This is a genomic window from Arthrobacter sp. 05L421 (assembly GCF_056397785.1).
Window position 1 is genome coordinate 1 of record NZ_JBFTOC010000001.1, and the last position, 16257, is coordinate 16257.

12 protein-coding genes are annotated in these 16257 nt (G+C 67.6%); 4 read left to right on the forward strand and 8 right to left on the reverse strand.

Annotation, left to right across the window (positions count from 1 at the left end):
- The first annotated feature begins 124 nt into the window (after positions 1–124).
- The gene (locus AC1DKQ_RS00005; protein ID WP_476917868.1) at positions 125–1603 is read left to right on the forward strand and encodes an HNH endonuclease; all 1479 of its coding nucleotides are present in this window, start codon (positions 125–127) and stop codon (positions 1601–1603) included.
- Between the two features lie 64 nt (positions 1604–1667).
- Here AC1DKQ_RS00005 and AC1DKQ_RS00010 read toward each other — a convergent pair whose 3' ends face one another.
- Complete coding sequence (locus AC1DKQ_RS00010; protein ID WP_476917869.1) at positions 1668–2540, reverse strand: sulfurtransferase; 873 nt, start codon at positions 2538–2540, stop codon at positions 1668–1670.
- 47 nt (positions 2541–2587) lie between these two features.
- Between AC1DKQ_RS00010 and AC1DKQ_RS00015 the strand changes: the two genes are divergently transcribed.
- Positions 2588–3691, forward strand: coding sequence for a PLP-dependent cysteine synthase family protein (locus AC1DKQ_RS00015; protein ID WP_476917870.1), 1104 nt, complete (start codon positions 2588–2590; stop codon positions 3689–3691).
- Positions 3692–3736: 45 nt separating this feature from the next.
- On the opposite strand, the gene AC1DKQ_RS00020 is transcribed toward AC1DKQ_RS00015, so the two are convergent.
- On the reverse strand, positions 3737–4393 hold the full coding sequence (locus tag AC1DKQ_RS00020) for an MBL fold metallo-hydrolase (protein WP_476882898.1): 657 nt from the start codon (positions 4391–4393) through the stop codon (positions 3737–3739).
- A gap of 134 nt (positions 4394–4527) precedes the next feature.
- On the opposite strand from AC1DKQ_RS00020, the gene AC1DKQ_RS00025 reads away from it, so the two are divergent.
- Entirely contained in the window at positions 4528–4989 is a 462-nt protein-coding gene (locus AC1DKQ_RS00025; protein ID WP_476917871.1) for a Fur family transcriptional regulator, read from the forward strand.
- Positions 4990–4994: 5 nt separating this feature from the next.
- Here AC1DKQ_RS00025 and AC1DKQ_RS00030 read toward each other — a convergent pair whose 3' ends face one another.
- The 6 genes from AC1DKQ_RS00030 to AC1DKQ_RS00055 form a co-directional block, all read right to left on the reverse strand.
- Complete coding sequence (locus AC1DKQ_RS00030) at positions 4995–5882, reverse strand: metal ABC transporter permease (protein WP_476917872.1); 888 nt, start codon at positions 5880–5882, stop codon at positions 4995–4997.
- The gene (locus AC1DKQ_RS00035; protein WP_476917873.1) at positions 5883–6698 is read right to left on the reverse strand and encodes a metal ABC transporter ATP-binding protein; all 816 of its coding nucleotides are present in this window, start codon (positions 6696–6698) and stop codon (positions 5883–5885) included.
- 49 nt (positions 6699–6747) lie between these two features.
- Positions 6748–7707, reverse strand: a complete 960-nt coding sequence (locus tag AC1DKQ_RS00040; protein ID WP_476917874.1) for a metal ABC transporter solute-binding protein, Zn/Mn family — start codon at positions 7705–7707, stop codon at positions 6748–6750.
- A gap of 146 nt (positions 7708–7853) precedes the next feature.
- A complete protein-coding gene (locus AC1DKQ_RS00045) occupies positions 7854–8918 on the reverse strand; it encodes a hemolysin family protein (RefSeq protein ID WP_476917875.1) in 1065 nt (354 codons plus the stop codon).
- Positions 8915–10252 (reverse strand): hemolysin family protein, encoded by a 1338-nt coding sequence (locus tag AC1DKQ_RS00050; protein WP_476882892.1) that lies wholly within the window; start codon positions 10250–10252, stop codon positions 8915–8917. Before AC1DKQ_RS00050 ends, AC1DKQ_RS00045 begins: the two co-directional genes overlap by 4 nt.
- Positions 10253–10585: 333 nt before the next feature.
- On the reverse strand, positions 10586–12058 hold the full coding sequence (locus tag AC1DKQ_RS00055) for a GuaB1 family IMP dehydrogenase-related protein (protein ID WP_476917876.1): 1473 nt from the start codon (positions 12056–12058) through the stop codon (positions 10586–10588).
- Positions 12059–12421: 363 nt separating this feature from the next.
- Here AC1DKQ_RS00055 and AC1DKQ_RS00060 point away from each other — a divergent pair, with 363 nt between their 5' ends.
- Entirely contained in the window at positions 12422–16213 is a 3792-nt protein-coding gene (locus AC1DKQ_RS00060; RefSeq protein ID WP_476917877.1) for a multifunctional oxoglutarate decarboxylase/oxoglutarate dehydrogenase thiamine pyrophosphate-binding subunit/dihydrolipoyllysine-residue succinyltransferase subunit, read from the forward strand.
- The last annotated feature ends 44 nt before the right edge of the window (positions 16214–16257 follow it).

Consider the following 16257-nt stretch of genomic DNA (forward strand, 5'->3'; position numbering starts at 1 on the left):
CGACGTTATCTTGGGCAGCGTTCCGGGAGTTACGGCCGAACCCGGAATTTCCCCGCTGGTCTCCGAAGCGGTCGAGCGGCTGCGGACGGCCATAAATGTCATAGCCCGCAGGGACACTTGATTCATGGAAGGCACTCAGGGGCCCGATGCGGTTCCGGCAGACACGGCACCGGCAACGACTGGGACGGTCGCGGACTTGGCCACGCTCCTGACCGGCCTCCCGGCCCCTGACAGCGCCGCTGCCCTGATCGATGAGATCCGGGAACTCGAAGACCTGAAATCCGCCATGGCAGCCCGGCAGGCACGGCACGCCGTGGCACTGGATCTGTCCCAGCGCCGCGCCCAGGCCGCCGCCGGGATCCCCGCCGAGCAGCTCGGGGCCGGGATCGGCGCGCAGATCGCCCTGGCCCGGCACGAACCCCCCGCCAAGGGCGGCCGGCTCCTGGGCCTCGCCAAAGCCCTCGTCACCGAGATGCCGCACACCCTCGCCGCGCTCGAATCCGGGCAGCTGAACGAATGGCGCGCCACCTTGCTCGTGCGCGAAACCGCGTGCCTGACCGCCGCGGACCGGGCCGCCGTCGACGAACACCTCGCACCCGACACCGGGACCCTCGCCGGGGCCGGGGACCGGCGGCTGGTCGCCACCGCCCGGGCCGCCGCGTACCGGCTGGACCCGCGCACCGTCACCGACCGCGCCGCACACGCCATGTCCGAGCGGCATGTCAGCCTCCGCCCAGCCCCGGACACCATGTGCTACCTCACCGCCCTGCTCCCGGTCACCGCCGGCGTCGGCCTCTACACCGCCCTGGCCCGGCACGCCGACACCCTCCGGGCCGCCGGGGACCCGAGGGGCCGCGGCCAGGCCATGGCCGACACCCTGGTCCAGCGCAGCACCGGCACCCCGGGCGGGATCACCGGGGTCGAGATCCAGGTCGTCATGACCGACCGCACCCTCTTCCAGGCCGACAGTGAACCGGCCCGGGTCCCCGGCTACGGCACCGTCCCCGCCGGCTGGGCCCGCGCCCTCATCAACGCCACCAAAGCTAAGGACGGCACCGGTCCCCCGGGACCAGCCAGCCCCATCAGACCCGATGCCGATGCCGATGCCGATGCCGATGCGAACGCTTTCACCGTCTGGCTTCGACGGCTCTACACCCACCCGCGCACCGGCGAGCTCGTCGCCATGGACTCCCGCGCCCGGATCTTCCCGCACCGGCTCCGCCACTTCATCCAGACCAGGGACGACACCTGCCGCACCCCCTACTGCGACGCCCCGATCCGGCACCTGGACCACATCATCCCCTGGCACAAAGGCGGACCCACCACCCAGACCAACGGCGCCGGCCTCTGCGAAGCCTGCAACCACACCAAAGAAACCCCCGGCTGGCGGGCGCGCCCCGGACCCGGCTCAGGCGGCGCGAGGCACACCATCGAACTCACCACCCCCACCGGCCACACCTACCACTCCACCGCACCACCCCTCCCGGGGACACCGCTCGGCTCAACAGCCATAGACCAGCCGGTATCCCGCCACCGCCGCCGGCTTCTGCGCCACGCCAAGTCACTCAAACGCAGCAAGGTCAAGGAGACGGCCGCAGCCTAGGGGCCACGCATCCAGATTCTGTCGGGGCGGGGCCAAGGTTACGAACGTGAGCTGGGTTTGGACGCTAGTTTGAAGCCTCGACCTCGCCGTAGGGCTCAGGCCCGGTGACAACATCGTTGGAGGCACTGTGGCACCACTCCGAAAACGATCCCGGGTACAGGGCAGCGGAAAAGCCGGCGATTTCGAGGGCGGCGATCTCGTGGGCCGCTGTGACGCCGGAACCGCAATACACGGCGGTGGGGACGTAGGCCCTGCAGCCGAGCCGCTCGAAGCGCGCCCGCAGCTCCGCCGGACCAAGGAAGCGTCCGTCGGTCTCCAGGTTCCCGGTGGTGGGGGCACTCACGGCGCCCGGAATATGGCCCGCGCGGGGATCCACGGGCTCGATTTCCCCGCGGTACCGTTCGGCCGCCCGGGCATCCAGCAGCAGACCCTGCCGGCCCCAGGTGGCTGCTTGTCCGGCGTCGATCGCGGGCATGCGGCCCTCGGACAGGGTGACGTTTCCGGGCGCGGGCTGTTCGGGCCCCGCCGCCACTTCGAACCCTGCGGCACGCCAGGCGGCCAGGCCGCCGTCGAGCAAGTGAACCTGGCTGAAGCCGGCGTTGCGCAGCATCCACCACAGCCGGGCGGCGGCCATGTTGCCGCTGTCGTCGTACGCTACAACGGCGTCGCCGTCGTTGACGCCCCAGCGGCGCGCCGATTCCTGGAACTGCTCCAGCGGCGGCAGCGGATGCCTTCCGCGTCGCGGTTCCGCGGGTCCGGCGAGTTCGGTTGCGAGATCCACGAAAATCGCTCCAGGGATGTGTTCGCTCAGGAAGTGGTCGTGACCGTGAGGGTCCCCGAGCGCCCAGCGAACGTCGAGGAGCACTGTGCGCTGGCCGGTGCCGACGGCGCCGTCCAGCCGGTCCTTGAGGGCAGCAGCATTGAGAAGGGTGTCCATTTCCCCACTCTATCTTCGGCGTCCCGCCGCCCCGGTAGGCTGTAGCGGTGAATACCGCGCACCAGCAGCACCGGGCCTGGGCCGACGACGCCGTCCGCCGGATCAGTGCCGAAAACAACCGCTCCGCCGACACCCACCTGTATTCGGTGCCGCTGCCCGACCACTGGGGCGTGCAGCTGTACCTGAAGGACGAATCCACCCACCGCACGGGCAGCCTCAAGCACCGGCTGGCGCGTTCGCTGTTCCTTTTTGGCCTCGTCAACGGCTGGATCCGGGAAGGAACCACGATCGTTGAGGCTTCCAGCGGCAGCACCGCCGTCTCCGAGGCCTACTTTGCGCAGTTGCTCGGCCTGCCTTTCATCGCCGTGATGACCCGGACCACCAGCCGCGAGAAGATCGCCCTGATAGAACAGTTCGGCGGCTCGTGCCACCTGGTGGACCACGCCTCCGAGGTCTACCAGGCCGCCGCAGATCTCGCCACCAGCACCGGCGGGCACTACATGGACCAGTTCACGTACGCCGAACGGGCCACGGACTGGCGCGGAAACAACAACATCGCCGAGTCGATCTTCGGCCAGCTGGCGATGGAGGAGCACCCGGTCCCCCGCTGGGTCGTGGTCGGGGCCGGCACCGGCGGGACCAGCGCCACAATCGGCCGGTACCTGCGGTACCACCGCTACGAGACCAGGCTCGCCGTCGTCGACCCGGAAAATTCCGCGTTCTATCCGGGCTGGCGGGACAGCCGGCCCGACGGCGGGATGCCCGCCGTCGAAGCGGCAGCGGCGTCGCCGTCACGCATCGAGGGCATCGGCCGGCCGCGGATGGAGCCGAGTTTTGTACCTGCCGTGATCGACCACATGATCCAGGTTCCCGACGCCGCGTCGGTGGCGGCCATGCGGCATCTCAGGGAGCATGCCGGACTGCACGCGGGCCCGTCCACCGGGACCAACCTCTGGGGCGTGTGGCAGCTCATAGCCGAGATGATCGAGGAAGACCGCAAGGGCAGCGTGGTGACCCTCATGTGCGACGCCGGGGACCGCTACGCCGGGAATTACTACAACCCGGAGTGGCTGGACGCCCTGGGCCTGGATCCCGAGCCCCACGAGGCCGTGCTGCGCGAGTTCTTCCAGACCGGCGTCTGGCCGGCCTGACCGGCCTGGTCAGCCGACCGGCGGCAGCCGGTGCGCCCGCTTAGGCTAAACCTCCACGGAATCGCCGCTGGAGAGGTGCCGGTACTCGGTGCCGTACTTGGCGCCGATCCGGGTCACATGCCCCTCCACCAGGCCGCGGCCCAGCTCGTTCAGGAGCGCGTCGTGGATCGGGAAGGCCTGCGGGGCGCGGACGCCGATCACAAAGTCCACCACTTCACCCACCTTGTTCCACGGGGCGTGGACGGGTACCAGCAGCGTCTTGACGTCGACCCCGTCGGGGATCGCGAAGGAGTCCCCCGGGTGGTAGACGTTGCCATCCACGAGGTAGCCGACGTTGGCAACGACCGGGATCTGCGGGTGGATGAGGGCGTGCTGGCCGCCATATGTCCTGACCGCGAAGCCTGCGGTTTCAAATTCCTGGCCCGCGGCGGCGGCATGGATGCGGCTCCCGGCCTCGGGCGCCTTGCCGCGAAGCGTCGCGGCCACCGCTTCCGGGGCGTAAAGCTCAAGGGCAGTGTTCGACTGCAACGCCGCGGCGACGGCGTCGACGTCCACATGGTCCGCATGCTCGTGGGTGATGAGCACGGCATGTGCTCCGGCCAGGGCCTCATCCGTCTCCGAAAAAGTGCCCGGGTCAAACACCAGCACCCGGCCGTCCTGCTCGAGGCGGACACAGGCGTGCGTGAATTTGGTGAGTTTCATCCGGCCAGCCTAGGCACCAGCGGCCACAGTGTCCACGGAGCCCTGCTGGCGATCCTGCACGCTGGTAATCTTGGACATTGCCACCACACCGCAGCGCGTCCCACCCGCGAATCCTTGACGAAGCGAGTTCCACGATGTCCCAAGGCACCACCGCCGGCAGCAGCCGGACTCCGGCCTCGGCACCCGTGCAAGGTAAGGAACAGCGAGTTACCAAGCAGCGCCTCGCCGTCAGCGCCGCCCTGGACGACCTGGCGGACTTCGTCAGCACCCAGGAACTGCACCGCATCCTCCAGGAGCGCGGCACCGCGGTGTCCCTCGGCACGTCCTACCGAATCTTGCAGTCCCTCGCCGACGACGGGCTGGTGGATGTCCTGCGCAACGCCGACGGCGAAGCGGTCTACCGGCGCTGCGCCGTCACCGGCCACCACCATCACCTGCTGTGCCGCAACTGCGGCAAGGCCGTGGAAGTGGAAGCCCCGGCAGTAGAGGCCTGGGCTGCGCGGATCGCGCAAGAGCACGGCTTCACCGCGGTGGAGCACACGGTGGAAATCTTCGGCCTGTGCCCCGAATGCACAGCCAGTCAGGCCGGCCAGTAGCTGGCTCAGGCCGCCGCGGCCGCGTTCGGCACGATCCGCCCGTTGAGCCCCCGCTTGGCCTTGGCATTGCCGATCATCCGGCAGGCAACGTAGATCAGGAAGGACAGCGTGGTCACATAGGGGCTGATCGGCAGCCGGCCGCCGAGAGCCAGCAGGATGCCGCCGATTGTCGCCGTCATCGCGAAGACGATGCTCAGCATGACCACCAGCCGGGGTGAGGACGTGACGCGCATGGCGGCCGCCGCCGGCGTGATCAGCAGGGCCAGCACCAGCAGGGCGCCCACAATCTGGATGGACAGCGCCACGCTGATTCCCAGCAGCACCATGAAACCAAGGGCCAGGGCCCGCACCGGTACGCCGCGGGCGATGGCGACGTCGGGGTCAACACTGGCGAAGGTCAGCGGCCGCCAGATGGCGACCAGCGCCAGCATCACCACGACGGCGGCGAACGCCAGGACCTGCAGCTGGACCGTTCCCACCGACACGATCTGCCCGGTGAGCAGGCCGAACTTGTTGGCCGCCCGGCCCTCGTATAGGGACAGGAAGAGGATGCCCAGGCCCAGCCCGAAGGGCATGATGACGCCGATGATCGAGTTCTTGTCCCGGGCGCGGACACCCATCACGCCGAGCACCACGGCCGCCAGGACCGATCCCGCCAGCGAGCCGAGGATGATGTTCGCGCCGATCAGCAGCGCGAGGGCCGCTCCGGCAAAGGAGAGCTCCGAGATCCCGTGGACCGCGAACGCCAGGTCGCGTTTCATCACGAAGGTGCCCATAAGTCCGCCCAGCAGGCCCAGGACCGCGCCGGCCCAGATGGAGTTCTGCACCAGGACCAGCAGCTCGCCATAGTTTTCGAAATTGAAGATTGAATGCAGCAGGTTACCCAGGTCCACTCAGCCCACCTCCCCCACGACAGAGTGCGCGTCCTCGTGATGGTGCGTCGCGGCATCCGGCAGTCCCACCACGATCAGACGGCCGTTGGCCTGGATGACTTCAACACGGCTGTCGTACAAATCGGAGAGCACCTCGGTGGTCATGACCTCGGCGGGTGTGCCCACCCGGAACCGGCCTCCGGCCAGGTACAGGACCCGGTCCACGTAGTCCATGATCGGGTTGATCTCGTGGGTGACGAACACCACGGCGCTGTCCGCCTCGCGGCATTGCTTGTTGATCAGGGCGCTGACGCCCTGCTGGTGCTGAAGGTCGAGGGAGAGCAGCGGCTCGTCGCACAGCAGCACTTTGGGATCCGTGGCCAGGGCCTGGGCCACGCGCAGGCGCTGCTGCTCACCGCCGGAGAGCCGCCCCACCGGCACCTTGGCGTAGTCGGTGGCGCCCACGAGGTCCAGGAGCTCATCGACCTTGCGGTTCACTTTTGCGTTGCCCAGGCGGATGCCCCAGCGGTGGCCGTCGACGCCGAGGGCCACGAGGTCGCGGGCGCGCAAGGGCGTATCCGGGTCGAATGATTTCTGCTGGGGCACGTAGCCGATCCGGCGGCTGCCGCGCTCTACGGGGTGGCCGTCGAGCACGGCGGTGCCCGTGCTCAGTTCCTGCAGGCCGAGCAGGACCTTCAGGAAGGTGGTCTTGCCGCTGCCGTTGGGACCGAGCACGGCAAAGAATTCACCTGGGTTGATGTCCAGGTCCAGGCCTTCCCACAGAGTCCGTTGGCCGAAGGCCAGGGAGGCGCCGCGGAGGCTCACTACCGGTGTCAAAAGGGGATTCCTCGATTTTCCGCGGAGACTGCTGCTCCGGCTGTTGCGATCATCCTAGGGCCTTGCGGATGCTCTCCACGTTAGCGGTCATCCACTGCAGGTAGGACTGGCCGTCCGGGAGGGTTTCACTGAAGTTCACTACCGGGACGCCGGCGGTCTCGGCGGCCTTTTTCAGCGCCACCGTTTGCGGTCCCTCGGTCTGGGTATTGTAGGCCAGCAGCTTGACGCCCCGGGAGGCCACGAGATCGACGGCGGCCTTGAGCACTGCGGGCGGGACGTCGGCGTCTTCCTCGATCGCGGCCGTGTATGCCGCCGGGGTTTCGTTCTCCAGGCCGGCGGCCTCAAGCAGGTACAGCGGTACCGGCTCGGTGACGGCCACGGGCGCATGGCCTGCCGAGGACTTGATGGCGGCGAGCTTGGTTTCCAGGCCGCCGAGCGATGCCTTAAAGGCCGCAGCGTTGGTCCGGAACGTCTGCGCCGAGCCCGGCTCCAGAGTGCCCAGCTTGTCGGCGACGGCGTCCGCGAGGCGGGACATGGCCGCCATGCTGTACCAGACGTGTTCGTTCAGCCCGGTGTGCTCGTGGGTGTGGCCGGCAGAGTCCGGGCTCGCCGCTGCGGGGCTTTCGGTGGCCAGGCCGGATACGTCCACGGCGTTGATGATGTTGCCGCTCTCCAGCCCGGTGTCGGTTGCCAGCGTGTCGATGAAGGCGTCGTATCCCCCGCCGTTCTCCACCACAAACTCGGCCTTGGAGACGGCCAGCTTGTCCTGCGTGGTGGCCTCGTAGGAGTGCGGGTCCTGGCTGGTGCGGTTGATGATCGAGCTGACCCGAACCTTGTCGCCGCCGATGCTGGAGACGATGTCGCCGTAGACGCTGGTGGAGGCGACGACGTCGATCACGCCGTCACCGGCGGTCCCCCGCGAGCTGCCCGGCGTCGGACTGCACGCGGTGAGCAGGAGGCCTAAGCCGGCGAGACCAGCCAGCATGGCTCGGGCAGCGGGACAGCGCACGGGAAACCTCGGATCTGTTATTGAGAATCAGGAGCAATAGCAACAGCCCGAGTGTATCCCTAAATAGGAATCATTCCTATTTAGGGATTCCAGGCATGCCGCGCTGCGGTCCGTCCGCTACTGGCTGGTCCCCACTGGGCTGCGCCTTACTGGTCTTGGCCCAGCCTGCGGTAGCCGGTGGCCTGCGTCGCGTCCCGGATTTCGCCGACGAGCTGCTCGATCACGTCCTCCAGGAACAGCACCCCCTGGGTCAGCCCGTCGGGGCCGATCACGCGGGCCAGGTGCGAGCCTGTGCGCTGCATGACGGACATGGCCTTCTCGATTTCGTCGTCCATGGCCAGGTTCGCCAGCGACCGGATGCGGCTTTCCGCGATCGGCTGGTGGTACCCGGCGTCCGGGATGGACAGTACGTCCTTGATGTGCAGATAGCCGGACAGCATGCCGTCGTCATCGAGCATCGGGAACCGCGAGAAGCCGGTCCGGCTCACCGCCTTTTCGAATTCCGCCGGCGTGGTGGCCGCCTTGAGCATGACGAGCTTTCCCAACGGAACCATCACGTGGGAGGCCGTGTGTTCGGAGAACTCCAGCGCTCCGGTGATGAGTCCGGCGTCGTCGTCCACGAGTCCGTGGCGGGTGGATTCCTGCACGATCGACTGCACTTCTTCGAGGGTGAAGGAGGACGTGACCTCATTCTGTGGCTCAATCCGCATCAGCTTAAGGATGTGGTTCGCGGACCAGTTAAGCGCCGTAATGACGGGCTTGACCAGCCGCGCGATGAACATCAGCGGCGGCGCCAGCAGCAGCGCCGCCTTGTCCGCGACCGACACGGAAATGTTCTTGGGCACCATTTCGCCGAAGGTGACGTGCAGGAACGTGACCACCAGCAGTGCGACGGCGAAGGCCACAATATCCGCGGCCCCCACCGGGATGCCTGCCGCTTCCAGCGGCACGGCCAGGAGGTGGTGGATCGCGGGCTCAGCCACCTGCAGGATCAGCAGCGAGCAGACGGTGATGCCGAGCTGGGCGCACGCAAGCATGAGGGACACGTTTTCCATGGCCCGCAGCGTTGTCTGTGCGCGCTTGGAGCCGGCGTCGGCCAGCGGCTCGATCTGGCTCCGGCGGGCGGACATGATGGCGAATTCCGCTGCCACGAAGAAGGCGTTGCCCACAAGGAGGAAGGCAAGCCACAGGATTCCTGCCCAGTCGCTCATGCGGCACCTGCCTGGCTGGCGGGCTGGCCGTCGCCGGGTACCCGGGTGGGCCGGAAACAGATCCTGTCGATCCGGCGGCCGTCCATGCGGGTCACGCTCAGTGTCCCGCCGACGACGTCGACAGTGTCGCCGACTGCCGCGATCCGGCCGAGCTGGCTCATGACGTAGCCTCCCACCGTTTCGTAGGCAGCTTCGTCGGGCACGGTCAGGCCCGGGATCTGTTCGGAAAGTTCATCGGGCCGGAGCAGGCCGGGGAAGTACCAGTCCCCCGAGGCGCTCTGGAGCAAGCCGGGACGGACCTTGTCGTGTTCATCGGCTACTTCCCCGACGATTTCCTCCACGAGGTCTTCCAGGGTGGTGATGCCGGCCGTTCCGCCGTACTCGTCCAGGACGACGGCCAGTTGCAGGTTGCCCTCGCGCAGTTCGGCGAGGAGGGCGTCCAGGTGGATGGTTTCGGGGACCTGGAGCACATCGGTCATGATGGCTCCGGCCTGCAGCCTGGCGCGGCGGTTCGAGGGCACGGCGATGGCCTTCTTGATATGGACTACGCCACGGATGTCATCGGAGGACTCGCCTATCACAGGGAAACGGGAGTATCCGGTCCGCTTGGCGGCCTCGACGATGTCCGAGACCGGCTGGTCGGCGTCGATGGTCTCCACGCGGATGCGGGGGGTCATGACGTCAGCGGCGGTCCGCCCGGAGAACTTAAGCGTCCGGGCGATGAAGTTGGCCGTCCCGGCGTCCAGGGTGCCCATGGCCGCGGAGCGGCGCACGAGCGAGGCCAGTTCGGCCGGAGTGCGGGCGCCGGAGATTTCCTCCTTGGCCTCCAGTCCGAAGACGTTGAGGACCTTGTTGGAGAAGCCATTGAGCACCACGATTGCGGGCTTGAAGATGGCGGTGAACACCAGCTGGGGCCGAGCGACGGCTTTGCCGATCGGGAAGGACAGCGCGATGGCCATGTTCTTGGGCACCAGCTCACCGATCAGCATGGAGAGCAGGGTGGCCACCGCCATCGCGAGGACCAGGGACAGCGAGGCAGCCGCCGCGGGCGCGACTCCCAGCGCGGTAAGGGGACCCTCGAGCAGCTTGCCGACGGACGGTTCCATGACGTAACCGGTCAGCAGCGTGGTCATGGTGATGCCGAGCTGGCAGCTCGAGAGCTGGGTGGAGAGCGACTTGAGACATTTGAGCAGGGGCTCGGCGGCGGTGTCGCCGGCGTCAACGGCGCGCTGCACCGTGGATTGGTCCAAGGCCACCAGGGAAAATTCCACGGCGACAAAGAACCCGGTGCCGAGGATGAGCAGCAGGCCTGCTGCGAGGAGTAGCCATTCCATCTCAGCGGCCTGCTTCCGCGGCAGCGGCAGCGCCAGAGGCGCAAAAAAACGGCCGCTGCTGGGACCGTAGATGCTGGAAGGGTCTGCCCGGCGGAGGATGGTCGGCGGCGGCCGACCCTGTTTCCTGGAAAGCTCCGGTGTGGCGCGTGGCCGGAGAATGATGGGCGCGTGAACGGGGTTTGCCGGCTCTTCGGGTGGACTGTGCGGGAACGGATTCCGTTCTCCGCTGACAGCCCCCAGGCCGGCACCTAGATTTACTGTCCATAAGAATTTCAGTCTACAGGAGCGGCCGCCGCCAGCCCCGGCCGCCCGCTTCACCGGCCGCGCCGAAACTCACCAGCTCTGCGGGACGGGCCGGCCTTCCTCGTACCCGGCCGCGGACTGGATGCCGGCCACGGCACGTTCGCGGAAAGCGGCGAGATCGGAAGCGCCGGCGTAGCTCATGGAACTGCGCAGGCCGGCGGTGATCATGTCCAGCAGGTCCTCGACGCCGGGCCGCGCCGCGTCCACGTACATGCGGGACGTGGAGATGCCTTCCTCGAACAGGGCCTTGCGGTCCTTTTCAAACGCGCCCTCGCGCTGGGTGCGGTTTTGCACCGCGCGGGCGGACGCCATGCCGAAGCTCTCCTTGTACTGCCGTCCCGCAGAGTCGAGCAGCAGATCCCCGGGGCTTTCGTGCGTGCCGGCAAACCAGGAGCCGATCATGACCTGGCTGGCACCGGCGGCCAGGGCCAGGGCGACGTCGCGCGGGTAGCGGACCCCGCCGTCGGCCCACACCCGGCCGCCGGCTTCCCGCGCCGCGGCGGAACATTCCAGGACGGCGCTGAACTGCGGGCGGCCCACGGCCGTCATCATGCGCGTGGTGCACATGGCGCCCGGACCCACGCCGACCTTGACGATGTCCGCCCCGGCCTCGATAAGCTCCCGCGTTGCCTCGCCGGTGACGACGTTGCCGGCGACCACCGGTACGCCGGGGTTGAGTCCCTTCACGGCTGCCAGCGCGTCGAACATTTTCTGCTGGTGCCCATGCGCGGTGTCGAGGACCAGCACATTCACGCCGGCAGCCAGCAACTCGGCGGCCCGCCCGGCCACGTCACCGTTGATTCCGACGGCGGCAGCCACCTTGAGCTTGCCGTCGTCGTCCAGGGACGGGCGGTAGAGCGTGGAGCGCAGGGCGCCCTTGCGGGTCAGCACCCCGGCCAGGACGCCGTCCTGCTGCACCGGTGCGTAGTCAGTTCCGGCAGCGTCCATCGCCTCAAAGGCGCGGCGAAGGGCCGTCGCGGCACCCGCAGGGTCCCCCGCCAGCCCGCCGTCCAACAGTCCGGCATCCAGCACCAGCGGCTGGTGGCGGAGGACGGAGGCCAGCGACGCGAAACGGTCCTGGCCCTCGCAGTCCGCGGCCCGGACAACACCGGCGACGGCGCCGGCCTCATCCACCACCACAACGGCGCCGTGCGGCCGCTTGCCCATCAGGTGGAGGGCATCGATCACGGTGTCCGTTGGCGCGAGCGTGACGGGCGTCTCGAGGACCGGGTGGCGGCCCTTGATCCAGGCCGTGACGTCCCGGATGACGTCGAGCGGGACGTCCTGCGGCAGAACTCCAAGGCCGCCGCGGCGGGCCATGGTCTCGGCCATCCGCTTCCCCGTCACCGCCGTCATGTTCGCCGCCACCAGCGGAATCGCCGAGCCGGTCCCGTCATCGGCCGCCAGATCGACGTCCAGGCGCGAGATGACATCGGACCGCGACGGCACCAGGAAGAGGTCGGAGTAAGTCAGATCGGTGGTGGGCTCATTCAGGAAACGCACGGCTGCTCCTTTGCTGGCGCCCGCAACTGGCGCTCGGCGCCAAACGGGTTCTTCTTCGATTCTATGGCGGTTCCCGGCGGGGCCGGCACCGCGTCCGGCCCCTTGGTAAGTCACCGCGTGAAGCACCGCGTGAGGCACCGCCTCCGGGCCGATTCCGGGCCGATTATGCAGCACTTCTTCTCTGTAATTCGGTGGCTTCGGGGGTGGATCATGATTTGGGTCACGCTTATTGGCGGTTTGGCAAGAATCCTCACTAGACTGGCAGAGGTCTGGGTTCACTGGACGCAGAGACTGGCTCAATCGTTGTGCCGAGGCACCGTGGAAGCCAGAGGGAATCAAACTCATGGAAGAGGCGTATTTCAAGTGCCAGAGCAGCCTAGCCACCGTCTACCAGAGGAATTTGGCGGAAACGAGTGGCTCGTTGACGAACTGTACGAGCGTTACCAGCAGGACAAGAACACGGTCGACGCCAAGTGGTGGCCGCTGTTCGAATCTTTTGCAGCTAGTGACGCCTCTTCCGTCAACGGAACGTCCGGCACCGCGACAGCTGTGCATCCTGCCACCCGTGAACTTCCCGTCGTAGCGCCTGCCGCTTCGCAGGCAGCACCCGCGCCGGCCGCGCCCGCAACTCCCGCCGCCACGCCCGCGCCGGCACCTGCAGCCAAGAGGACCCCGGCCACCGTCGCCCGGGATGGCTCCAAGACCACAGACGCCCCCGGAACCGCGCCGATCCCGGCGCAGCTGCCCAAGAACCTCAAGGCTCCGACGGCGCCCGAAGAGGACGTCGTCTCGGTCCTGCGCGGACCGGCCAAGGCCATCGCGTCGAACATGGTCACCAGCCTGGAAGTGCCGACCGCCACGAGCGTCCGCGCCATCCCGGCGAAGCTGCTGATCGACAACCGCGTGGTCATCAACTCCAACCTGGCCCGCGCCCGCGGCGGCAAGGTCTCCTTCACGCACCTGATCGGCTACGCCGTCATCCGCGCCCTGTCCCAGTTCCCCTCGATGAACGTCTACTACGACGAGATCGACGGCAAGCCGGTGGCTGTCCAGCCGGCGCACGTGAACTTCGGCATCGCGATCGACATGCCCAAGCCTGACGGCACCCGCCTGCTCATGGTCCCGAACATCAAGAAGGCGGAGACCCTCAACTTCTCCGAGTTCTGGCACACCTACGAAGACCTGATCAAGCGGGCCCGCGCCGGCAAGCTGACCGCGGACGACCACTCCGGCACCACCGTGTCCCTGACCAACCCCGGCGGCATCGGCACCGTCCACTCGGTGCCCCGCCTGTCCAAGGGCCAGGCCGCCATCATCGGCGTCGGCGCCCTGGACTACCCGGCCGAGTTCCAGGGTGCCAGCGAGAAGATCATCGCCCAGAACGCGATCAGCAAGGTCCTCACGCTGACCTCCACCTATGACCACCGCGTCATCCAGGGTGCCGGCAGCGGCGAGTTCCTCAAGCTCGTACACCAGCTCCTGCTCGGTGCGCAGAACTTCTACGACGAGATCTTCGAGTCCCTGCGCATCCCCTACGAGCCCGTGCGTTGGAGCCCGGACCTGCAGGTGGACCCGGCCGACGAGATCAACAAGGTCGCCCGGATCCAGCAGCTGATCCACGCCTACCGCGTGCGCGGACACCTGATGGCGGACACCGATCCGCTCGAGTACGTCCAGCGCAAGCACCCGGACCTCGACGTCCTGACCTACGGCCTGACCCTGTGGGACCTGGACCGCGAGTGGCCCACGGGCGGCTTCGGCGGCAAGCCGATGCTCAAGTTCCGCGACATCCTCGGCGTCCTCCGCGACGCCTACTGCCGCACCGCCGGCATCGAATACATGCACATCCAGGACCCCGCCGAGCGCAAGTGGTTCCAGGACCAGCTGGAGCACGCCTATTCGAAGCCGAGCCGCGACGAGCAGCTGCGCATCGTCTCCAAGCTCAACGCCGCCGAGGCCTTTGAGACGTTCCTGCAGACCAAGTTCGTCGGCCAGAAGCGCTTCTCGCTCGAAGGCGGCGAGTCCCTGATTCCGCTGCTTGACGCGATCATCTCCGACGCCGCCGACGACGAACTCGACGAAGTCGCGATCGGCATGGCCCACCGCGGCCGCCTCAACGTGCTGACCAACATCGCGGGCAAGACCTACGCACAGGTCTTCCGCGAATTCGAAGGCACCCAGGACCCGCGCTCCGTGCAGGGCTCCGGCGACGTCAAGTACCACCTCGGCACCGAGGGCACCTTCACCTCGGACAACGGCAAGGAGACCAAGGTCTACCTCGCCGCGAACCCGTCCCACCTTGAGGCCGTGGACCCTGTCCTCGAGGGCATCGTCCGCGCCAAGCAGGACCGCCTGGACCAGGGCGAGGCGTTCCCCGTGCTGCCGATCATGGTGCACGGCGACGCCGCTTTCGCAGGCCAGGGTGTTGTCGCGGAAACGCTCAACCTCTCCCAGCTGCGCGGCTACCGCACCGGCGGCACCATCCACATCGTTGTCAACAACCAGGTCGGCTTCACCACCGCCCCGTCGTCCTCGCGTTCCTCCACCTACTCCACGGACGTCGCCAAGATGATCCAGGCGCCGGTGTTCCACGTGAACGGCGACGATCCGGAGGCCGTGGTCCGGATCGGGCAGCTTGCCTACGAATTCCGTCAGCGTTTCCACAAGGACGTTGTCATCGACATGGTGTGCTACCGCCGCCGCGGCCACAATGAGGGCGACGACCCCTCGATGACCCAGCCGCTGATGTACAACCTGATCGAAGCCAAGCGCTCGGTCCGCAAGCTGTACACCGAATCCCTGATCGGTCGCGGTGACATCACCGAGGAAGAAGCCGAGCAGCTGCTGCGCGACTACCAGGAACGCCTCGAACGCGTCTTCGCCGAAACCCACGCGGCCCAGACGTCCCCGATCCCGATCATCACGGCTGATTCCGCTGCGGTCTCCGATCTCGAACGCCCCATGGCCCAGCAGTCCGATTCCGGTGTCAGCGCCCCAGTCTCCACCGCGATCTCTGCGGAGACCCTGGCCCGGATCGGGAAGGCCCACACCGATATCCCGGAGGGCTTCACCGTCCACGCCAAGCTCAAGCAGCTGCTCGAGAAGCGTGAAGCGATGTCCCGTGAAGGCGGCATCGACTGGGGCTTCGGTGAACTTGCGGCGTTCGGCTCGCTCATCATGGAAGGCGTCCCTGTCCGGCTCGCCGGCCAGGACTCGCGCCGCGGCACGTTCGTGCAGCGGCACGCCGTCTTCCACGACCGAGCCAACGGCGACGAGTGGCTGCCGCTGGCCCACCTGTCGGACAACCAGGCGAAGCTGTGGATCTACGACTCCCTGCTCTCCGAATACGCTGCCATGGGCTTCGAGTATGGGTACTCCGTGGAGCGCCCGGATGCCCTGGTGCTCTGGGAGGCGCAGTTCGGTGACTTCGTCAACGGCGCGCAGACCATCATCGATGAGTTCATCTCCTCCGCCGAGCAGAAATGGGGCCAGCGGTCCTCGCTCGTTCTCATGCTGCCGCACGGCTACGAGGGCCAGGGGCCGGACCACTCGTCAGCCCGCATCGAGCGCTTCCTGCTGATGTGCGCTGAGGAGAACATGATCGTGGCCAACCCCACGACGTCGGCCTCGCACTTCCACCTGCTGCGCCGCCAGGCCTACAGCAGGCCGCGCAAGCCGCTCATCATCTTCACGCCGAAGCAGCTGCTCCGCCTGAAGGCCGCGGCGTCCTCCGTGGAGGACTTCACCACCGGCTCGTTCCGCCCGGTCATTCCCGAGCACGCCCCGCTGCAGGCCGACGCCGTCGAACGCGTGCTGCTGGTCTCCGGACGCCTGTACTACGATCTACTGTCCACCCGGCAGAAGACCGAGAACCAGACCACGGCGATCGTTCGCGTCGAGCAGCTCTACCCGCTGCCGGCCGCCGAAATCGCTGCGGAACTGGCCAAGTACCCGAATGCCGAAGTGGTCTGGGCGCAGGACGAACCGGCCAACCAGGGCCCGTGGCCGTTCATCGGCCTGAACCTGCCCGATGCCCTGGACCGCCAGGTCCGCCTCATCTCCCGCCCCGCCTCGGCCTCCACCGCGGCAGGGTCGATGAAGCGCCACTCGGCAGAACAGGACAGCTTGCTCAAGCAGGCATTTGCCCGTAAGTAGCGTCATTGCTGCCCGGCCGGAGAAAGAAAGACAACACTCCGGCC